Raw genomic sequence first — 21,033 nt, 5'->3', positions numbered from 1 at the left:
TAAATGGACTAAGCCCATTCTCAATACCCACGCAAAGCTTCGAGCTTCAAGCTTCAAGCTTCAAGCTTCAAACCTATCCAGAATGTGCTCATATACCGAGCAAACACTCTCAATAGATAAACAAACTTCCAATTCGAACACTAGAATTCGGCAAGTCGCCATACCTCATAAGCCGGCGTCTCATAAGGATGGCTCCCCTTGAGCGCAGCGACGACCTGAGCAATCAGGCCGTCAGCAACCACAAGCTCGACCTTCCACTCCTCCACCACCTCGACCTGGCCAGCCTGCCCAAGATACGGCTGGCTGCCGTCCAACGGGCGAAACTGCCCCTGGCCCAAGGCCTGCCAAGCGCAGTGGTCATAACCACCGATACGCCCGCCACCAGCGGCGAACACAGCAGCCTTGACCACCTCCACATGGCTGGCAGGGACAAAGAAGGCGAGCTTGTACACGCCTTAGTTCACCCACAACCGAGCATTGCGGAACATGCGCATCAGTGCCGCGTCTTCCTGCCACTCATCCGGGCGCCAGGAGTTCTGCACGGCACGGAACATACGCTCCGGGTGCGGCATCATGATGGTCACACGGCCATCGCGGCTGGTAAGGCCAGTGATACCGCGCGGCGAGCCGTTCGGATTAGCCGGGTAGGCTTCGGTGACCTTGCCATGGTTGTCGACGTAGCGCATTGCCACGCAACCGGAAACATCCGCTTCCACCAATGCCTCTTCGCTGGCGAACTCGGCATGGCCTTCACCGTGGGCGATGGCAATTGGCATGCGCGAACCGGCCATGCCCTGCAAGAAGATCGAGTTGGACTTCTGCACCTCGACCATGGCCACCCGCGCCTCGAACTGCTCGGACCGGTTGCGCACGAAGTGCGGCCAGTACTCGGTGCCCGGGATCAGCTCGTGCAGGTTGGACATCATCTGGCAACCGTTGCACACGCCCAGGGCGAAGCTGTCGCTGCGCTCGAAGAAGGCCTGGAACGCATCGCGGGCGCGGCTGTTGAACAGCGCCGACTTGGCCCAGCCCTCACCGGCACCCAGCACGTCACCGTAGGAGAAACCACCGCAGGCGACCAGGCCCTTGAAGGCTTCGAAGTCGACACGGCCAGCCAGGATATCGCTCATGTGCACGTCGATGGCGGCGAAACCTGCGCGGTCGAAGGCGGCCGCCATCTCGACCTGGCCGTTGACGCCCTGCTCACGCAGGATGGCCACCTGTGGGCGAATGCCTTTCTTGATGTAGGGGGCAGCCACGTCATCGTTGACGTCGAAGCCCAGCTTCACCGACAGGCCAGGGTTGTCTTCTTCCAGCAGCAGGTCGAATTCCTGGTCGGCGCAATCGGCGTTGTCGCGCAGGCGCTGCACCTGGTAGCTGGTTTCGGCCCACTGACGCTGCAGCATGCGGCGGTCGTCGTCGAACAGCACTTCGCCGTTCAGGCTGATGGACACCTCGGCGTTGTTGACCGGCTTGCCGATCACGGCCACGCACTGCTCGCCCAGGCCGGCGGCGCTGAACTGGGCCAGAACGTCCGGGGTGGCATCCTGGCGAACCTGGATCACCGCACCCAGCTCTTCGTTGAAGAGGATGGCGGCCACATCGGCCTTGCTGTCGGTCAGCGGATCGAGCTGCAAGTCCAGGCCACAGTGGCCGGCAAAGGCCATTTCCAGCACGGTGGTCATCAGGCCGCCGTCGGAGCGGTCGTGGTAGGCCAGCAGGTGGCCGTCTTCGTTCAGGCCCTGGATCACCGCGAAGAACGCCTTGAGGTCTTCGGCGTCGTCGACGTCGGGTGCCTGGGCTGCGATCTTGCCGTAGGTCTGGGCCAGGATCGAGGCGCCCATGCGGTTCTTGCCACGGCCAAGGTCGACCAGAATCAGGTCGGTCTCACCCTTGTCCATACGCAGTTGCGGGGTGAGGGTCTTGCGGATGTCGGTGACCGGCGCGAAGCCGGTGATGATCAGCGACAGCGGCGAGGTAACGCTTTTCTCGACGCCCTCTTCGCTCCACTTGGTCTTCATCGACATCGAGTCTTTACCGACCGGGATGGTGATGCCCAGTTCCGGGCACAGCTCCATGCCGACGGCCTTGACGGTGTCGTACAGGCGGGCATCTTCACCCGGGTGGCCCGCAGCGGACATCCAGTTGGCCGACAGCTTGATGTCGGACAGCTTGTCGATGCGCGAGGCGGCCAGGTTGGTCAGGGTCTCGCCAATGGCCATGCGACCGGACGCCGGGGCATCCAGCAGGGCCAGCGGGGTGCGCTCGCCCATGGCCATGGCCTCACCGGTGTAGACGTCGAAGCTGGTGGCGGTCACTGCGCAGTCAGCCACCGGCACCTGCCAGGGGCCGACCATCTGGTCGCGGGCGACCAGACCGGTGATGGTGCGGTCACCGATGGTGATCAGGAAGCTCTTGCTGGCCACGGCCGGGTGGTTGAGCACGCGCTGAACGGCGCTGTCCAGGTCCAGCTCGCTAGGGTCGAAGTCATCCCCCAGCTCGGCTTCGCGGGTGACCGAGCGGTGCATACGCGGCGGCTTGCCCAGCAATACGTCCAGCGGCATGTCCACCGGGGTATTGCCGAAGTGGCTGTCGCTTACGGTCAGGTGTGGTTCTTCAGTCGCTTCACCGACCACCGCGAACGGGCAACGCTCGCGCTCGCAAATGGCCTGGAACCGCTCGAAGTCGCCAGCGCTGACGGCAAGCACGTAACGCTCCTGCGATTCGTTGCTCCAGATTTCGTGCGGGGCCATGCCCGGCTCGTCGTTAGGCACGTTGCGCAGTTCGAAGCGGCCACCGCGGCCACCGTCGTTGACCAGCTCGGGGAAGGCGTTGGAGATGCCACCCGCGCCCACGTCGTGAATGAAGGCGATGGGGTTGCTGTCGCCCAGCTGCCAGCAGCGGTCGATGACCTCCTGGCAGCGGCGCTCCATTTCCGGGTTTTCGCGCTGTACCGAGGCGAAGTCCAGGTCAGCCGAGCTGGCACCGGTAGCCACGGACGAAGCAGCCCCGCCGCCCAGGCCGATGAGCATGGCTGGGCCGCCGAGCACGATCAGCTTGGCACCAACGGTGATTTCGCCCTTCTGCACATGGTCTTCACGGATGTTGCCCATGCCGCCTGCGAGCATGATCGGCTTGTGGTAGCCGCGCACTTCTTCACCGTGGGGGGTGTTGATGGCTTGCTCGAAGGTGCGGAAGTAACCGGTCAGGGCCGGGCGGCCGAATTCGTTGTTGAACGCAGCGCCGCCCAGCGGGCCTTCGATCATGATGTCGAGGGCGTCGACGATGCGCTCGGGTTTGCCATAGGCCTGCTCCCATGGCTGCTCGAAGCCGGGGATGCGCAGGTTGGACACGGTGAAGCCGGTGAGGCCAGCCTTGGGCTTGGCACCACGGCCGGTGGCACCTTCATCGCGGATTTCACCGCCGGAACCTGTCGAGGCACCCGAGAACGGAGCGATGGCGGTCGGGTGGTTGTGGGTTTCCACCTTCATCAGGATGTGCACCGGCTCCTGCACCGCACCGTACTGGCGGGTTTCAGGGTTGGGGAAGAAACGCCCGGCGACGTTACCGACGATGACCGAGGCGTTGTCCTTGTAGGCCGACAGCACGCCTTCGCTGTGCATCTGGTAGGTATTCTTGATCATGCCGAACAGGCTTTTTTCCTGGGCCTGGCCGTCGATGTCCCAACTGGCGTTGAAGATCTTGTGGCGGCAGTGCTCGGAGTTGGCCTGGGCGAACATCATCAGTTCGATGTCGTTCGGGTTGCGCTTGAGGCCCTGGAACGCATTGACCAGGTAGTCGATCTCGTCCTCGGCCAAGGCCAGGCCCAGGTCGATGTTGGCCTTGGCCAGCGCATCACGGCCACCGGCCAGGATGTCTACCGAGGTCATCGGCTTGGGCTGGGCATGGCTGAACATGTCGGCGGCCTGCTCCAGCTGGCCGAGCACGCGCTGGGTCATGCGATCGTGCAACTCGGCAGCGACGCGGCCGGCGTCGGCCTCGCTGAGGTTGCCAGCAACGTAATAGGCGATGCCGCGCTCCAGGCGCTGGATCGACTGCAGGCCGCAGTTATGGGCAATGTCGCTGGCCTTGCTCGCCCAGGGCGAGATGGTGCCCAGGCGCGGCACGACCAGGAACAGACGACCGGTGGGTTCCTGTACCGGTACGCTGGGGCCGTACTTGAGCAGACGGCCCAGCACCTGCTGCTGGTCGGCGGTCAGCTCGCCGTCGACATCGGCGAAGTGGGCGAATTCGGCATACAAACCAGTAACAGCGGGGACTTTCTGGCTCAGTTGCTCGAGTAATTTACCGTGGCGAAAGGCAGAAAGGGCAGGAGCGCCGCGCAGGATCAACATCGTCGGGACAGCCTCAGAAGGGGTGTACTTGGAGGCCGTGCATTCTAGCCTAATTCGATGGCTTCGGCACCCGCTCTGCGCCACGCCTGCCAAGCGGCCGAACCGGACTTTCGGGTCAGAAAAGCAGCGGCAAGCTGCAAGCGTCAAGCGGCAAGAAAGAGCGAACCGTGCCACATCCGCTTTTTCTTGCCACTTGCCGCTTGCCGCTCAAAAGCCGCTATCAGACTCCCTGGTAGTTGTCGAGATATGGCGCAGCCAGTCCTTTGCGTATACTGCAACCTATGTTCGCCCACACTGCTTTGCGCCAGCGTTGCGCCAAATGGCTTTTCGCAACCGGTCTCTTTCTGCTGCTCGGTGCCTGCGTTGAAAAACCCAGCACCCTCGAGCGCGTGAAGGAGGACGGCGTGCTGCGCGTGGTCACCCGCAATAGCCCGGCCACCTACTTCCAGGATCGCAACGGCGAAACCGGCTTCGAGTACGAGCTGGTCAAGCATTTCGCCGACGATCTGGGCGTGAAGCTGGAAATCGAAACCGCAGACAACCTCGACGAACTGTTCGACGACCTGGGCAAACCGTCCGGGCCAGTCCTGGCGGCGGCGGGGCTGGTCACCAGCGAGCGGCGCAAGGCCCAGGCCCGGTTCTCCCACCCCTACCTCGAGGTGACCCCCCAGGTCATCTACCGCAACGGCCGCCCACGCCCTACCGATGCCCAGGGCCTGGTGGGCAAGAAGATCCTCGTGCTCAAGGGCAGTAGCCACGCCGACCAGCTGGCCGAATTGAAAAAGCAGTACCCCGGCCTGCAATACGAGGAATCCGATGCCGTCGAGGTGGTCGACCTGCTGCGCATGGTGGACGAAGGCCAGATCGACCTGACCCTGGTGGACTCCAACGAACTGGCCATGAACCAGGTGTACTTCCCCAACGTGCGCGTGGCCTTCGACCTGGGCGACACCCGCGACCAGCGTTGGGCCGTGGCACCTGGCGAAGACAACAGCCTGCTCAACGAGGTGAATGCATTCCTCGACAAAGCGCAGAAAAACGGCACCCTGCAGCGCCTGAAAGACCGCTACTACGGGCACGTCGACGTGCTGGGCTATGTGGGCGCCTACACCTTCGCCCAGCACCTGCAGCAGCGCCTGCCCAAATATGAAAAGCACTTCAAAAGCTACGCCAAGGTCGAGCAGGTGGACTGGCGCCTGCTGGCAGCCATTGGCTACCAGGAATCCATGTGGCAGCCGGAAGTCACCTCCAAGACCGGCGTGCGCGGCCTGATGATGCTGACCCAGCGCACGGCCCAGGCCATGGGCGTGTCCAACCGACTGGACCCCAGGCAAAGCATCCAGGGCGGCGCCAAGTACTTCATGAAGATCAAGGCCGAGCTGGACGACAGCATTCAGGAACCGGACCGCACCTGGTTCGCGCTGGCAGCCTACAACGTGGGCACCGGGCACCTTGAAGATGCACGCACCCTGGCCAAGCGTGAAAAGCTCAACCCCAACAAATGGCTGGATGTGAAGAAGATGCTGCCACGGCTCGCGCAGAAGCAGTGGTATCGCCAGACCAAATACGGGTACGCCCGCGGCGGCGAGCCGGTGCACTTCGTCGCCAACATTCGGCGGTACTACGACATCCTGACCTGGGTGACCCAGCCCCAGCTGGAAGGCCAGGTGGCCGAGGGCAACCTGCATGTCCCCGGGGTGAACAAGGACAAGCCTGCGGAGCAGGCTCCGCCGATGTAAGCTCGCGGGCCCTGTCGCCTGCAAGCCACCGCACAAGGCTCATGGATTTAGCAGGGCCCTGTGGAGCAACTGTGTTCCACAATAATCTCAAAGTTAGCGCAATCACTGTGGGAGCGGGTTTACCCGCGAACACCGGCGAAGCCGGTGCCATACACCGCGGTGTCTGCTTCGCGGGTAAACCCGCTCCCACAGGTGTCGTGGTGTGCTTGAGAGATCGGTGGCTTGCCGAGATCAGGGCCAGAGCCGCTCAGCCCTTGGCGCGGCGAGCCTTGAAGAACTCGCTCAAGATCTGCCCGCATTCCTCGGCCAGTACCCCGCCCTCGAACATCACGCGATGGTTGAGAAAGCCTTGGTTGAAGAACTGGCCCTGGCTTTGCACGATACCCGCCTTTGGCTCCAACGCCCCGTATACCACCCGCGCCACCCGCGAATGCACAATCAGCCCCGCACACATGCTGCAGGGCTCAAGCGTCACGTAAAGCGTGCTGCCCGGCAGACGGTAATTGCTGACCGCGTGCGCGGCCGCACGGATGGCCACCATTTCGGCGTGCGCGCTGGGGTCGCTGTCGGTGATCGGCCGGTTGAAGCCTTGGCCAATCACCTGGCCATGTTGCACCAGCACCGCCCCCACCGGCACCTCACCCAGTTGCGCACCCTCGGCGGCCAGGGCCAGGGCCATGCGCATGAAGTCCTGGTCACGGCTGCGGTCGATGATCAGCGGGCGCATCAAACCACCGCGATCGCGGCCATCAGGCCGGTTTCCATGTGGTCGATGACATGGCAGTGGAACATCCAGGTGCCAGGGTTATCGGCCACCAGCGCCACCTGAGCACGCTCGTTGCGGCCCAGCAGGTAGGTGTCGGTAAACCAGGGCTCCTTGATGTCGTGACGATTCGACCCGATCACCTTGAAGCTCATGCCATGCAGGTGAATGGGGTGCTGGTACTGGGTCATGTTCTTCAGCTCGAAGATGTAGCTCTTGCCCTGTTTGAGCGTAGCGATCGGGCGGTCGGCGCAGGTCTTGTCGGTGATATCCCAGGCCTGGCCGTTGATCTGCCAAAGGCTGGGGGGCTTGCCCTGGTCGGTGCCTACCGACACCTTGCCCGCCCATTCGAAATTGAAGTTCAGCTTTTCGGCATTCTCCAGGTCCGGCTCGGCGATCGGGTTGGCGGGCAATGCCGCCGGCCAGTCATCGGGGGTGTCGTTGCTGGCCACCGAACGCAGGGTACCCAAACGTACAAAACCGTCGCGCAGCGAGATCTCTTCACCCGCCTGGGGAATGCGAATGGCCAGGCAGATGCGCATGCCAGGGCCAAGCCAGTACTCATCCTCCAGCGGCCGCGGCGTAATAGGGTTGCCATCCAGCGCATATACCCGTGCCTCGCAGTTGCCCTTGAGGTTGAGCCGGTAGGTCCAGGTGTTGTCCAGGTTCAGCAGCCGCACCCGCACCACTTGCCCGGCCGGCAACTCGGTGACGGCATCGGCCTGGCCATTGATGGTGATCAGCCGCCCGGCGGTGCCGTTGCGCGCAGCTTCGCGCGGGACGCTGAAGGGCATCCAGGCGCCCTGCTCGTCCACATGCCAGGTTTTCAGGCTGAGGGTGCGCTCGTGTTGGAAGCCCGTGGGCTCGCGCTCCTCGACAATCAGCGGCCCAACCAGGCCACGGCCAAGCTCTTCGGAGCTGCTGACGTGAGGGTGGTACCAATAGCTGCCGGCGTCTGGCACGCGGAACTTGTAGTCGAAATACTCCCCCGGTTTGACCGGTAATTGCGATACGTAGGGCACGCCGTCCATTTCCAGCGGCAGGCGGATGCCATGCCAGTGGATGGTGGTTTCGATCGGCAGGTGATTGATGAAGCGTACCCGCAGCCAGGTGCCCTGACGCACCCGCAATTCGGTACCCGGGGCGCTGGGGCCAAAGGCCCAGGCCTCGGTCTTGTACCCGGCCACCAGCTCTACCTCCAGCGGCGCCGCAATCAGCTCGTAGTCGTGGCCCGCGTTATCGTCCTCGACCTTGCCCAGCCAGTACCGTGCAGCGCCACCGGCGCCCAGGCCAACCACAACCAGGCCGGTCAGGCCTTTGAGCATTTGTCGACGGGTGAAGGACATGCAGCGGGAACCTCGTGTTAGGCGCTATCAAGCTGCCAGCATGGCTGACGATCAAGGGCGAATACGATACACCTGCATTTGCGAAAGATTAAGTGAAGTGTTGCCGCAGCGCCCACCGCGTCCCGCGGGTTGCAATACGGAAAATGCCGCGCTTAATATACGAACAATTCCCATTTACACCTCACTCGACAACCCGACGCCATGAGCATGCAGGACGCCTCCCTCAACACCCAGGTTTCCCACCTTTACCAGGCCCAGAGCCAATGGTTGCACGGCTGGCTACGCCCGCGTGTGAACTGCCGTCACCTGGCCGCCGACCTGGTCCAGGACGTGTTCATCCGGGTGCTCACGGCAGCAGATGCTGCAGCCAAGTTGAGTGCCGTGCGCGAGCCCAAAGGTTACCTGGCTACCATTGCCCGGCGGCTGATGATTGATCGGCTGCGCCGCGCCCACCTGGAAAAAGCCTGGCTCCAGGTGATGGCCGAACAGCCCGAAGCGTTGCAAATGCCCCCCGAACAGCACTTGGCGTTGCTGGAAACGCTGTATGAACTGGATGCCATGCTCGCCGCCCTGGGAGAACCGGTGCGTCAGGCATTTCTGCTGTCCCAGGTGGAGGGCATGCCCTACAAGCATATTGCGACGACACTGGGCATCTCGGAGATGAGCGTACGGCGCTACATCACCAAGGCCGCTGAACACTGCATGCTCTACAGCCTGAGCCACGGGCTGTGAACCCTGCGCTGGGCCCCGGGCAGTTGGCCGCGTTGCGCCAGGCTGCCGAATGGCTGTGCCAGCTCAACAGCGGCGACGCCCGACAAAGCGATCACCACGCCTGGCAGCAGTGGCACGATGCAAGCTCGGACAACGCCTGGGCCTGGCAGCAGGCTGAGCGCCTGCAGGGCCGCATGACCGGGCAGGCCCTCCCCGTGGCCCGCCGCGTGCTGGACGTCAGTGCCGAGCATCGACGTGCCAGCAGGCGGCGGGTGATCAAGGCAGGCATGGTGCTGCTGGGTGGTACTGCGCTGGGCCTGGGCGGCTATCAGCAACGCACGACCCTGCCTTGGCTGGCCGACTACCGCAGCGGAGTGGGCGAGCAACTCAAGCTGAACCTTGGCAACGGCACCACCGTGCGCCTGAACACAGACACCGCGTTGGATGTGAGCGACACGCCAACGGGCACCCGCCTGAAGCTGCGCCAGGGGGAGATCATGGTGCAAGTGCCCCTCGGCCAGCAGTGCCAGGCGCAAACCACCCACGGGCGCGTAGACACCCAGGCCTGCCGCTTCTCGCTGCGGGTGCTGGAGACCAGCACCCGCCTGGACGTGCATCAGCAGCAGGCACGGGTCACCCTGCCCAGCGGCCAGTCATTGCTTGCCAGCCAGCAGCAGCGCTGCGAATTCGACCGTGAGCGCTTCAGCCCGCTGCTCGCCCTGCCGGCCGGCAGCGATGCCTGGGATCAGGGCCTGATCATTGCCAACGGGCTACGGCTGGACCAGCTGTTGGCCGAGCTTTCCCGCTATCGCCCGGGCTGGCTGCACTGTGGGCCGGACGTGGCCGGCCTGCGCGTGAGCGGCACTTTCAGGCTGGACGACACCGAGCAGGCCGTGCGCGCCATCACCAGCGCCCTGCCCGTACGTGTGCAAGCGCGCACGCGCTACTGGGTGACGGTGCTCCGCGCCTGAATTGCCCCGTTACCTGAACACATTGCCTTGGCTCGTTCGACTTACAGGTGATGCCAGCACGGGCTGGCCCGGATCCCTTGAGAGAACACCATGACGCCCAAGCCTCTGCCCCGTTCGCGCACTCACCTGCTGCTTGCTCTGTTGCTCGCCGGCCCTGCCAGCACATTGGCTGCGCCGCTGCAGCAGTACCAGGTAGCACAGGGTGAACTGGATGCAGCGCTGACGCAGCTTGCCGCCCAGGCCGGCGTAGTGCTGTCGTTCGACACGCGCCTTGCCGCCGGCAAGCGCACCCCAGGCCTCAGCGGGCAGTACTCGGTGGACCAGGCCCTGGCGCAGCTGCTGCGTGGCACCGGCCTGCAAGCTATCCGCGAGCGTGACGGCCGCTACAGCCTGGTCAGCGCCCAACAGGGCGACGCCCTGGAACTGGCGCCCAGCACCGTCAACGCCGACGGCCTGGGGGACGTTACCGAAGGCTCCGGCTCGTATACCACCGGCTCGGTTTCGGTGGGCAAAGCGCCCCAGGCGATCAAGGACACCCCGCAAACCGTCAGCGTGATCAGCCACCAGCGTCTGGAGGACCAGAAGCTCACCACCGTGACCCAGGCAATGGCGCAGACCACGGGCATCAGCCTCTATGAGGGCAGCCTGACCTCCACGCGCTACCTGTCACGAGGTTTCGAGGTGACCAACTTCCGCATTGATGGCGGCGCCTCCATGGTCGATGGCGTGTGGAAGAATGCCGACACCGCCATCTTTGACCACCTCGAAGTGCTGCGCGGGGCAGACGGCCTGTTCGCAGGTGCCGGCGAGCCGGGCGGCACCGTCAACTTCGTGCGCAAACGCCCTACCTTCACCCCCCAGGTCAACTTCACCACTTCGGCTGGCCGTTGGGATGACTACCGCAGTGAACTGGATGCCGGCGGCCCTTTGGCTTTTGACGGCAAACTGCGGGGTCGGGCCGTGGTCGTCAGCCAGAACAAGCAGTCGTTCATGGACGATGCCGGCGCCAACCACGACCTGTTCTACGGCGTGCTGGAGGCAGACCTGACCGACAGCACCAACCTGCTGCTGGGCCTGACCCACAGCCGTTATCGCGACAGCGACCAGGCCTATGGCCTGCCCCGCTACAGCACCGGCGCCGACCTGAAACTGCCACGCAGCACGTTCCTGGCAGGCGCCCACGATTACCTGCTGCAACGCAACGACACCTACTTCGCCAACCTGAAGCAGCAACTGGGCGAAGACTGGAGCCTGAACCTGGATACGCTCTACAGCCGTACCCGCTCGCTGCGGGACTACTACAACTTCAACGGCGCCATAGAGCCGTCCACCGGGTCGGGCAGTGCGGCCACCTGGGGCGGCCAGAACGCCAAGGCGCATGAACGGTCGGTGGACGTGTCCCTGCGCGGCACGTTCAGCGCATTGGGCCTGGAGCACAGCCTGGTCGCTGGCTGGATGTGGCATGACTACGAAAGCCGTACGCCATTGTGGTCGTCTGACCCTGTCAGTGTTGACAACATCTTCAGCTTCAACCCGCACGATTATCCAAGCCTCAAGGGCCAGGGGTTCTATGACGGCAGCAACAAACTGCACCGGCGCAGTGACGGCTTCTATACCAACCTTCGCGTGCAACTGGCTGAACCACTGCACGTATTCATCGGCGCCAGCCTCACCCACTACCTTGATACCTACGCGTACACCACCCGGGAATCGGACGAATTCATCCCCACCCGCTACGAAGACCGCAATGTGCTGGTGCCCTACACCGGCCTCACCTATGCGCTCACGCCCGAGTGGACCGCCTATGGCAGCATCAGTGAAATCTACAAGTCCCAGGCCGATCGCCTGGCCGGCCCATTGCCAGGCAGCGGAGCGCTGGACCCGATCACCGGTCGCAGCCACGAACTGGGCCTCAAAGGCGCCCTGTGGGACGGCCAGGTCAACACCTACGTGGCGCTGTACGCCATCAAGCGCGAAGGCGAAGCGGTACGCGACCCGAACAGCGGCGCAGCCAGCGACCCCAATACCGGGGCCAGTTGCTGCTATGTGCGTGAAGGCGAGGTCACCAGCAAAGGCATTGATTTCGAAATCAGTGGCCAGGTGCTGGAGCGCCTGCAAGCGACGTTCGGCTACACCTACAACCACCTGGAAAAAAGCAGCAGCGCGCTGAGCTACACCTCGCTGACGCCCAGGCACCTGGCCAAGCTGTTTGCTACCTACCAGCTACCCGGGCAGTGGTCGGCGCTCAAGCTGGGCGGTGGCGTAACCACCCAGAGCGCGACTTACGTCGAGGGCACTGCATTGGTGCGCGGCAGCGACGGCAACCTGAGCCAAGGCCAAGACTACAGTTTCAGCCAGGCCGGTTACACGCTGTGGAACGCGTTCGCCAACTATAAAATCGACAAGCACTGGGATGTCGCTGTCAACGTGGAGAACCTGTTCGACAAACGCTACTACTCCACGGTGGGCTACTCGGATTACGCCAACTTCTACGGCGAACCCCGACGTTACATGGTGACGCTCAGCGGGCGCTTCTAACGGTTGCAGCGCGCCCATGCAAAGCGCGCTACAGGCCCTTAAAGCCCTGTGCGCGCCGCTGCCCATTCGTGGCGCAGCAAGGCGTACTGCTGGGTGTTTTCGTAGATCGGCAGCCCGTTCTGGTCGTTCATGAACGTCACGAACTCTTTGAAGATGCCTTCGCGGCGCATGCCGAGCTTCTCGCACAGACGCTCGGATGACCTGTTGGTGTCTTCCACATAGGCGTACAGCCGGCGCGCCGCGCGCTGCTCGAACAGGTGGGCGAACAACCGGGCAGCGGCCTCATAGGCATAGCCTTGGCCGCCGAAGGCTGGGTTGAAGTTCCAGCCCACCGAGAACGTATCGTCCTCCGCTTCAGCGAACAGATCGCCAATCAGCTTGCCGGAGGTACGCAAGCAGACCGCCAGGTACTTGCTGCCGGATGCCCGGTCCTGCGCTTCGCACTCGGCCGCCTGCAGGTTCGCGAGGGCGAGCGACAGGAAGCAGCTGGAGACGGGTTGATGCAGATACTCGAAAAGATCAGCCGCATCTTCCTTGGCGAATGGCCTCAAGATCAGCCGCTCGGTTGCAATGACTTCCATCTGCGTCTCCTGGCGCTCAACGGCGCACTGGGTGAGCTGACGATTATATTGACATGCGCCGCGTATGCAAATTAACGTACGCGGCGTATGCGATTTATTCAGGAAAGCCCATGACCCAGCCACAACGGCGCACCCGCTCCAGCATGATCGAGGAAACCCGTGCCAAGCTGGTGGCGATCGCGCGGCAGGTGTTTGCCAGCCAAGGTTTCGCCAATACCTCAATGGACGACTTCACGGCGCAGGTGTGCCTGACCCGTGGGGCGCTGTACCACCATTTCGGCAGCAAAGAGGGGCTGCTGATCGCGGTCATCGAGCAAATCGAAGCGGAAGTGGGCGAACGCCTGCAAGCTGTCTCCGACGCGGCCCCTACGCCCTGGGAGGGTTTCCGCCGCCGCTGCCGCACGTACCTGGAGCTGGCGCTGGAGCCGGAAATACGCCGGATCATTCTGCAAGATGCACGCGCGGTGTTTGGCGATGTGCCCCCCGCTGCGCGCTCGGTCGGCGTTGCCGCTTTGCAGCAGGCGCTGGACGGGTTGGTCGCCGAGGGCAGCGTGGCGCCCCTGCACACCGGGGTGACTGCGCGGATGATCTATGGCGCGGTCACCGAAGCGTCATTCTGGATCGCCGAGCCGGACGCCGAAATCGAAACACGCCTGGGCGAGGCCCTCGACAGCCTGGATCGCCTGTTGGGCAACCTGCTTACCCGCTGACGCCACCCTGCCAGGAGAAACACAATGCAATGGCGCAACACCGCCACCCGTTTTGGCGCCCTCGCCAAGTTCTTCCACTGGACCACCGCCGCCGCGTTCATCGCCGCCTACATCGTGGTCTATTACGTCATCTGGTTCATGGACGACACCTCGCCAGAGTCCTGGCCCGTGCTGAACGTGCATTGGGCGCTGGGTTTGCTGGTGGGCTTCCTGGTGCTGCCGCGGCTGCTGTGGCGCCTGCTGCAGGTACAGCCACACAGCCCGCCTGGCTCGAAGCTCGAGCACCGGCTGGCGCAGGTAGCCCATTGGGGGCTCTACGGGTTGCTGATCGTCATGCCGCTGACCGGCTACCTGGGCACAGGGGCGCCTACGGACTACGGCGTGTTCAGCGTGACAGGCTTCAACGAGACAGCCGCGTTTGCGTGGATCAGTGCCACGTATGGGGTGAGCTATGAAGCGTTCGAAGTCCCCATCGACGATATTCACCATTTCATCGGCAAATGGGTGGCGTGGGGGGTGGTCGGGCTGCACGTAGTGGCGGCGGTGTTCCACCATCGGGTACGGCGTGACGATGTACTGGTGCGTATGCTACCGGGTCACTGAGCCACAGGGCGTACAGGGGTGGCCTCTTCGCGAGCAGGATGCAGGCTTTCGAAGCAGGCATTACCCCTGCAAAGATTACTTATTTCTTGGCAGCCAGGTAATCGGTGAGGAAGGCTTCGGCATTACCCTGCTGTGACAGGCCTTCCGAATAGCCCACCGGGCGCGGCTGCGCTTCGCCGGGCAGGTACAGCTCGCCGCCCCATGTGCCCTGCACGATCAGCGCGACGAATTTCTTGCCGTCAACGGTGGTCCAGTAGCGCGTGTCCTTGCTGGTCTTTTCAACGTGCATTTTCTGAATGCGCATATCCCAGTCGTGGTCGATGCCTTCTACCTGCACCAACGCCTCGTTGGCGGTGCGGTCGCCAATACGCAGCGTCCAGACCTTGGCACCTTCAGTGCCCAGGTAAGCGACAACATGCTTTGCCACTTCAGGGCGCTCCTCGGCCTGAGCCTGGCTGAACCAAAAGCTGAAGCAAGCAGCCAGCAAAGCTGGCCATTTAAGATAACCGGTCATGATTTTGTTTCCTGATCTGCAACAAACGCGTATTGAAAGCCTCAATATGCACGCTGCCAAGTCACCTGCCCGACCCTCACAACAATCAGCCGGCTGATCACAACGGCCATTACCGAAAATGGGCGCGCGGTCCCATTTCTGCCCTACGCAACCCTAACGAGAACCACTGCCGCCATGCAATCGCTGACACCTTACCTGGACACCACCTTCAGTTTCGACAGCCCCGGCTCGCTGGCCCAGGCTGGCGTGCTGGATACGCGTGCAGCGCAGGTAATGGGCAGCGCCACAGGGCATTATCGGGCGCAGACGGTGCGGGAGGGTTTGCAGTACTTCGATTGCCATCTGCATTTTGCAGAACCGCTGCGCATCGACAAGGTGCTACCCGAAAGCCTGTGCATCGTGCAGGTGTTCGACGGGGTATGGCAGCACAAGGTAGATGGCACGCTGAACCAGTACGATGCCGGCCGTTTGCATGTGCTGGGCTTGAGCGAAAGCCTGGAAGCTCAAGACCAGTTGCCGGCCCACAGCCATGCGCGCATGGCGGGTGTGCGTATTGCCGGCGATGCGCTGCGCGAGCTGGCCCAGGACGATGAGCAGTTCAAGCCGCTGCTGGCGCTGATGGGCAACGGCATGCAGTTCAACCAACTGCCCCAAAGCCCCTCATTGAGCCGTCTGTTCCAGCAACTCTACCGCTCGCCCTACCACGGCAGCTTGAGGCGCTTGCACTATGAAAGCCTCAGCCTGGGGATCGTTGTGGAATTGGCCAGCCATCTGTCTGGCCTGATCCCAAAACCCACGCTGCACGAAGACCGCAGCCGCAGTGACCTTGCACTGGAAACACGCCGTTTGCTCGACAGCAGCCCTACTGCCCCGCCAACCGTCGCCCAGCTTGCCCGCCAGTTGAACGTGAGCGAAACCACCCTGCGCCGTACGTTCAACCAGCAGTTCGGGTATTCCATCCTGCAGCACGTACGGCGGCAGCGCCTGGAGCTCGCGCGGCTGCTCGTGCTGGAGCGCAAGTGGCAGATCTCGCAGATTGCCTACCATGTCGGCTATGCCAACCCGGCCAATTTCTGCCATGCGTACAAGGCCTATTTCGGGCACACCCCGGGCTCCGAATAAGGCCTTGCTCGCCGCGACAGCCTCACACGGTAACGGGGTCGACCTTATCCACGTCGATTTCCATGTCCGCCAGCGCCTTGGCTACCACATCGCGGCCAAGCACGCCGTCGTCCGCCAAGGCCTTCAGCGCTGCCAGCACCACAAATTGCCGGTCCACCTCAAAATGCCGACGTAGCGCCTCGCGGGTGTCGGACTGACCGAAGCCGTCGGTACCCAGCGCCACGAAGCGACGGTTGCCCACCCACGGCCGGATTTGATCGGCATGGATCTTCATGTAATCCGTAGCCACCACCACCGGGCCAGGGTGGCCTTCAAGCACTTGGGTCAGGTAAGGCACTTTGGGCTCATCCAGCGGGTGCAACAGGTTCCAGCGCTCGGCCTGCTGGGCATCGCGCCGCACCTCGGTGAGGCTGGTCGCGCTCCAGATCTCGCTGCTGACCCCGTAATCACGTGCCAGGATATCGGCCGCCGCGATGACCTCGGGCAGAATCGAGCCGCTGCCCATCAGCTGGACATGGCGCTTTTCGTTGCTGACGTGCTCGATGGGCAACCGGTACAGGCCCTTGAGAATGCCCGCCTCGCTACCCTGCGGCAGGTCGGGGTGCGGGTAGTTCTCGTTGAGCACGGTGATGTAGTAGTAGATGTCTTCCTGCTCGACGTACATGCGGCGCATGCCGTCGTGCACGATCACTGCCAGCTCATAGGCGTAGGTGGGGTCGTACGACACGCAGCAAGGCACGGTAGCCGACATCACATGGCTGTGGCCGTCGTCGTGCTGCAAGCCTTCGCCCATCAGCGTGGTGCGCCCCGACGTAGCGCCCAGCAGGAAACCACGGGCGCGCGCATCACCTGCGGCCCACAGCAGGTCGCCAACACGCTGGAAGCCGAACATCGAGTAGAAAATGTAGAACGGCAGCGTCATGACGCCGTGGTTGGCATACGAGGTACTGGCGGCAATCCACGAGGACGTGGCACCCGACTCGTTAAGGCCCTCCTGCATGATCTGGCCGTCTACGCTCTCTTTGTAGTACGACAGCGTACCGGCGTCCTGTGGGGTGTAGAGCTGGCCCACATGGGAGTGGATGCCGATCTGGCGGAACAGGTTTTCCATGCCGAAGGTACGTGACTCGTCCGGCACGATGGGCACCACAAGCTTGCCGATGTTCGGGTCCTTCAACAAGGTGCTGAGGATGCGCACAAAGGCCATGGTGGTGGAAATGGAGCGCTCGCCCGTGCCCTTGAGCTGAGCGTCGAGCGTGGACAACGGCGGGATTAGCAGCGGCTCCACCTGAGCGTGACGCGCCGGCACCTGGCCACCCAGGCTGTCGCGGCGGCCTTTGAGGTAGCGGGCCTCTACGCTGTCATCCGCTGGGCGCAGGTAAGGCAGCTCACCCAGTTGGTCGTCAGTCAGTTCCAGGCCAAAGCGGTGGCTGAATGCCTTCACCGCATCGGCGCCCATCTTCTTCAGCTGGTGGTTGATGTTCTGCCCTTCACCCGCCTCCCCCATACCGAACCCTTTGACCGTTTTGGCCAGGATCACCGTGGGCCTGCCTTTATGACGGGTGGCCGAGGCATAGGCGTTGTAGACCTTGACCGGGTCGTGGCCGCCGCGCGACAGCTTCCAGATCTGCTCATCGCTCAGGTCGCTGACCAGCTCCAGCAGCTCAGGGTACTTGCCAAAGAAGTGCTCACGCACGTAGGCGCCGTTCTGCGACTTGTAGGTCTGGTACTCGCCATCCACGCATTCCATCATGCGCTGGCGCAGCAAGCCGGTTTTGTCCTTGGCCAGCAGTGCGTCCCAGCCACTGCCCCAGATCACCTTGATAACGTTCCAGCCAGCGGCGCGGTACAGGCTCTCGAACTCCTGGATCACTTTGCCGTTGCCGCGCACCGGGCCATCCAGGCGTTGCAGGTTGCAGTTGACCACGAAGATGATGTTATCGAGCTTCTCGCGGCCGGCCAGCGAGATGGCGGCCAGCGACTCGGGCTGGTCCATCTCGCCATCGCCGAGAAACGCCCAGACCTTGCGGCCCTGATGCTCCTTCAGCCCACGGCTTTCGAGGTAGCGCATGAAGCGCGCCTGGTACGCCGCAGTGATCGGGCCCAGGCCCATGGATACCGTCGGGAACTGCCAGAAGTCCGGCATCAGGCGCGGGTGCGGATAGGAAGACACACCATCACGGTCGGTTTCGCGGCGGAAGTTATCCAGTTGCTCCTCGGTCAGACGCCCTTCGGTATAGGCGCGGCCATAGATGCCGGGTGCCGAGTGGCCCTGTATGTAGACCATATCGCCCGCAAAGGTGTCGCTGCGGCCACGGAAGAAGTGATCGAACCCCACGTCATACAGCACCGCCGCCGAGGCATAGGTGGCGATATGGCCACCAACGCCGGAATGCTTGCCGGCGCGCAGCACCATGGTTAGCGCGTTCCAGCGGATGTAGGCGTTCAGGCGTTTCTCGACATCCAGGTCACCCGGGTAAGGCAGCTCACGCTCGGGGGGGATGCTGTTGACATACGGGGTGGTCACCCGCCCGTGGAAGTCGCCGTGCACGGAAACGTCGAAGTCGAGCAGCTGGTCGATCAGGAAGTGCGCGCGTGGGCGCCCCTCGACCTCGACGACCGATGCAATCGAATCGATCCATTCGCGGGTTTCTTGAGGGTCTTCATCGCGAAGCGGATAGCCCTGCGCCATTGGTCACTCTCCTTGATGTGGCATCAGCTGGTCGTTGTTCAACCAACACTTAGTTGCACTTGCAATTAAATCTATCGTCAATGTCTGTATGATTGCAACTGCAATGAACAGCTCTCCTGGAAGAACCCATGACCATCCCGACGCCAGACCTCTGGTACAGCTTCATCCGTGCGCACCGCTGCCTCATCCGGGAAATCGAGCGGCGCCTGGCCGAACAGGGGCTGCCGCCCTACGCGTGGTACGACGCCTTGTGGGGGATCGAAAGCGGCGAAGAGGGCGCGCGGCGCATGCACGAGCTGGCCGACGTCATGGCCATCGAACGCTACAACCTGACCCGCCTGGTCGACCGCCTGGAGAAGGAAGGCTACGTGGCCCGGGAGAAAGCGGCCGAGGACGGACGCGGTGCAATTGCCCGTATCACAGACAGCGGCCGGGACCTGCGCAAACGGATGTGGGCGGTGTACAAGCACTCCGTCGAAGAGCTGTTTCTGGTGGCATTCGACGAGGAACAACAGCGCGTCTTCGCCAGTGCATTGGAGCAGGCGAGCGGTAACGCTCGCCTGTCGCCAACCCCCGGTCAGGCCAAGCGGTAGCGCGACAGCGCCTCGCTCACACTTGCAGTGCCCACTTCGCCACGCTCGGCCAAGGCGCGCAGCACCGTGACCACGATCCAGTGGCGATCGAGGTGCTGGTTAGGGTCCAGGCTATCGGCACCCAATGCCGTGAAGGGCGCCGCGACATAGGCGCCGAGCTGCGCTGCGACGAACTCGGCATAACCCGTGACCGCGACCACCGGCACCTCACTGGTACCCAGGCACTGTTGCAGGTGGCAACTGACAGGCGGCTCGGCGCGCTGCAGGCGCCTGGACCGGGCCTGCCGCTCGGCATCACGTGCCAGCCGTGTGTAGCTGGGGCAACTCCAGACCTCTGCATCAAGCCCCCACTCCCCGTGCAGTAAAGCCGCCGCCGCGCGCACCTCGCGCAGCATCAGCCCTGCTCCCAGCAAGCGCACCTGTGCCACGGCCCCCTCAGGTGCCGACGTCAGGCGGTACATGCCCAGGTGCGCGGCCGAACGGTCGCAGGCCAGCCCTTCGCCAGGGATATCGTGCAACGTCATGTAGCAGAAGCCTGGCGCGCCTTCCAGATACAGCTCGTGCAGTGCGCCGACCAGAATCGCCTTGGCTTCATCCCCGCAGGCCGGGTCGAACGGCGTGCACCTGCGGTTGGACGCCAGCCACAGAGGCAGCCAGGGATGCGCGCCCTTCGCCCAGCGCGACGGTGAGGACTCGATGTCATTGAGGATGATCCCGCGTTCAGCTGTCTGGGCAGTCAGCATGGACACCTCGGCCGACGTCGGTGCCTGGGTCATGTAGAAAAGCGGGCGCTCGTCGCGGCGCGACTGCTCGCTGAACCACAAGGGCCATGCGCTGATCGCCGTACCGCCCTGGGGGTCGGTGGCGCGGTCGTTGATCATCCAGAATTGTCCACTGGTCGTGGCACTGCCCTGCAGTCGCTTGAGCAAATCAAAGACCGTGAACAGCGGCGAGCCATGAGTGCCCGCCTTGTCCCGGTACCCCCGCTCGATCTCGGCGATGCAGGCTTGAGCGGCCGACATGGTATTGGGGGTGTGCTGTAGGCGCAGGTGGTCCATCCTTGAAACTCCTCATGCAGGTCTTGCGATCTGCAATAGGGATAATGCAGACTGATTGCAAATGCAACCACAAAGGAAGGATCCTATGGCTACGTCTGCATCGCTGCGCCTGTACACCGCCGACACCCCAAACGGCCAGAAAATCTCGATCGCTCTGGAAGAACTGGGGCTCGACTACGAGCAGACCGACCTCGACCTGGGCAAGGGCGACCAGAAGCAGCCCGACTTCGTGAAGCTCAACCCTAACGGCAAGATCCCCGTGCTGGTCGATACGGCACAGGGGCGCACCTTGTTCGAGTCAGCGGTAATCCTCACCTACCTCGCCGAGCAACAGGGGCAACTGGGCGGTGAGCAGGGCGTGGACAAGCTGCTGATCCAGCAATGGCTGAGCTTTCAAATCGCTAGCATCGGCCCGATGCTGGGGCAACTGTGGTGGTTCAGGCACGGCACCGATGTCAAAAATGCCCAGGCGCTGGAGCGTTATACCCGCGAGTCCTTGCGCCTGTACGGGGTGGTCGAGGGCGAATTGAGCAAGCACCCGTTCATTACGGGAGACCGCTACACCATTGCCGACATCGCGCTGTTCACCTGGCTACGCACCTATGAGGAGCTGGGCCTGGACATCGGCGCCTTTCCTGCCGTCAAGGCATGGCTCGACCAACTGGAACAGCGCCCTGCCGTGCGCCAGGGCCTGAAGAAATCCCGCGCCAACGCCTGAACACTTTCCCGCCTGATAT

At 63.2% G+C, this 21,033-nt stretch carries 17 protein-coding genes; 9 read left to right on the top strand and 8 right to left on the bottom strand.

Annotated elements, in window-relative coordinates:
• Nucleotides 1–140 precede the first annotated feature (140 nt).
• Entirely contained in the window at nt 141–452 is a 312-nt protein-coding gene (locus APH25_RS22540) for an NGG1p interacting factor 3 protein, NIF3 (RefSeq protein WP_028634831.1), read from the bottom strand.
• Between the two features lie 3 nt (nt 453–455).
• Nucleotides 456–4,355, bottom strand: coding sequence for a phosphoribosylformylglycinamidine synthase (gene purL / locus APH25_RS22535; protein WP_060483459.1), 3,900 nt, complete (start codon nt 4,353–4,355; stop codon nt 456–458).
• 281 nt (nt 4,356–4,636) lie between these two features.
• Between purL and mltF the strand changes: the two genes are divergently transcribed.
• On the top strand, nt 4,637–6,094 hold the full coding sequence (gene mltF, locus APH25_RS22530) for a membrane-bound lytic murein transglycosylase MltF (RefSeq protein ID WP_028634829.1): 1,458 nt from the start codon (nt 4,637–4,639) through the stop codon (nt 6,092–6,094).
• Nucleotides 6,095–6,341: 247 nt separating this feature from the next.
• Here the strand turns inward: mltF and tadA are convergent, their stop codons facing one another.
• Together tadA and APH25_RS22520 are read right to left on the bottom strand one after the other, a co-directional pair.
• Nucleotides 6,342–6,821: a tRNA adenosine(34) deaminase TadA gene (tadA, locus tag APH25_RS22525; protein WP_060483458.1), complete on the bottom strand. Its 480-nt coding sequence runs from the start codon at nt 6,819–6,821 to the stop codon at nt 6,342–6,344.
• A complete protein-coding gene (locus APH25_RS22520) occupies nt 6,821–8,203 on the bottom strand; it encodes a multicopper oxidase family protein (RefSeq protein WP_060483457.1) in 1,383 nt (460 codons plus the stop codon). Before APH25_RS22520 ends, tadA begins: the two co-directional genes overlap by 1 nt.
• A 201-nt stretch (nt 8,204–8,404) precedes the next feature.
• On the opposite strand from APH25_RS22520, the gene APH25_RS22515 reads away from it, so the two are divergent.
• The 3 genes from APH25_RS22515 (at nt 8,405) to APH25_RS22505 (ending at nt 12,423) form a co-directional block, all read left to right on the top strand.
• Entirely contained in the window at nt 8,405–8,935 is a 531-nt protein-coding gene (locus APH25_RS22515; protein ID WP_060483456.1) for a sigma-70 family RNA polymerase sigma factor, read from the top strand.
• The gene (locus APH25_RS22510) at nt 8,932–9,885 is read left to right on the top strand and encodes a FecR domain-containing protein (protein ID WP_256217608.1); all 954 of its coding nucleotides are present in this window, start codon (nt 8,932–8,934) and stop codon (nt 9,883–9,885) included. Before APH25_RS22515 ends, APH25_RS22510 begins: the two co-directional genes overlap by 4 nt.
• 90 nt (nt 9,886–9,975) lie before the next feature.
• The gene (locus APH25_RS22505; protein WP_060483455.1) at nt 9,976–12,423 is read left to right on the top strand and encodes a TonB-dependent receptor; all 2,448 of its coding nucleotides are present in this window, start codon (nt 9,976–9,978) and stop codon (nt 12,421–12,423) included.
• A gap of 38 nt (nt 12,424–12,461) precedes the next feature.
• Here APH25_RS22505 and APH25_RS22500 read toward each other — a convergent pair whose 3' ends face one another.
• The gene (locus APH25_RS22500) at nt 12,462–13,004 is read right to left on the bottom strand and encodes a GNAT family N-acetyltransferase (protein ID WP_060483454.1); all 543 of its coding nucleotides are present in this window, start codon (nt 13,002–13,004) and stop codon (nt 12,462–12,464) included.
• Nucleotides 13,005–13,114: 110 nt separating this feature from the next.
• Between APH25_RS22500 and APH25_RS22495 the strand changes: the two genes are divergently transcribed.
• A complete protein-coding gene (locus APH25_RS22495) occupies nt 13,115–13,714 on the top strand; it encodes a TetR/AcrR family transcriptional regulator (protein ID WP_060483453.1) in 600 nt (199 codons plus the stop codon).
• Between the two features lie 24 nt (nt 13,715–13,738).
• Nucleotides 13,739–14,317: a cytochrome b gene (locus APH25_RS22490; RefSeq protein WP_060483452.1), complete on the top strand. Its 579-nt coding sequence runs from the start codon at nt 13,739–13,741 to the stop codon at nt 14,315–14,317.
• A 79-nt stretch (nt 14,318–14,396) separates the two neighbouring features.
• Here APH25_RS22490 and APH25_RS22485 read toward each other — a convergent pair whose 3' ends face one another.
• The gene (locus APH25_RS22485) at nt 14,397–14,831 is read right to left on the bottom strand and encodes a hypothetical protein (RefSeq protein ID WP_060483451.1); all 435 of its coding nucleotides are present in this window, start codon (nt 14,829–14,831) and stop codon (nt 14,397–14,399) included.
• 174 nt (nt 14,832–15,005) lie between these two features.
• Between APH25_RS22485 and APH25_RS22480 the strand changes: the two genes are divergently transcribed.
• Nucleotides 15,006–15,953 (top strand): AraC family transcriptional regulator, encoded by a 948-nt coding sequence (locus tag APH25_RS22480; RefSeq protein WP_060483450.1) that lies wholly within the window; start codon nt 15,006–15,008, stop codon nt 15,951–15,953.
• A gap of 22 nt (nt 15,954–15,975) precedes the next feature.
• Here the strand turns inward: APH25_RS22480 and aceE are convergent, their stop codons facing one another.
• Nucleotides 15,976–18,645: a pyruvate dehydrogenase (acetyl-transferring), homodimeric type gene (gene aceE, locus APH25_RS22475; protein ID WP_060483449.1), complete on the bottom strand. Its 2,670-nt coding sequence runs from the start codon at nt 18,643–18,645 to the stop codon at nt 15,976–15,978.
• Between the two features lie 128 nt (nt 18,646–18,773).
• Here aceE and APH25_RS22470 point away from each other — a divergent pair, with 128 nt between their 5' ends.
• Nucleotides 18,774–19,238 carry a MarR family winged helix-turn-helix transcriptional regulator gene (locus APH25_RS22470; RefSeq protein WP_028634817.1) on the top strand — a complete coding sequence of 155 codons (465 nt, stop codon included), beginning with the start codon at nt 18,774–18,776 and terminating at the stop codon, nt 19,236–19,238.
• On the opposite strand, the gene APH25_RS22465 is transcribed toward APH25_RS22470, so the two are convergent.
• On the bottom strand, nt 19,223–20,296 hold the full coding sequence (locus tag APH25_RS22465) for a hypothetical protein (RefSeq protein ID WP_060483448.1): 1,074 nt from the start codon (nt 20,294–20,296) through the stop codon (nt 19,223–19,225). The genes APH25_RS22470 and APH25_RS22465 overlap by 16 nt on opposite strands.
• Before the next feature lie 85 nt (nt 20,297–20,381).
• Here APH25_RS22465 and APH25_RS22460 point away from each other — a divergent pair, with 85 nt between their 5' ends.
• Nucleotides 20,382–21,014 (top strand): glutathione S-transferase family protein, encoded by a 633-nt coding sequence (locus APH25_RS22460; protein ID WP_060483447.1) that lies wholly within the window; start codon nt 20,382–20,384, stop codon nt 21,012–21,014.
• Nucleotides 21,015–21,033: the final 19 nt, after the last annotated feature.

This window comes from Pseudomonas sp. NBRC 111119 (assembly GCF_001320125.1).
Lineage (GTDB): Bacteria > Pseudomonadota > Gammaproteobacteria > Pseudomonadales > Pseudomonadaceae > Aquipseudomonas > Aquipseudomonas parafulva.
Note: the sequence above shows the minus strand (reverse complement) of the source record. Positions and strands in the feature narration are given on the sequence as shown.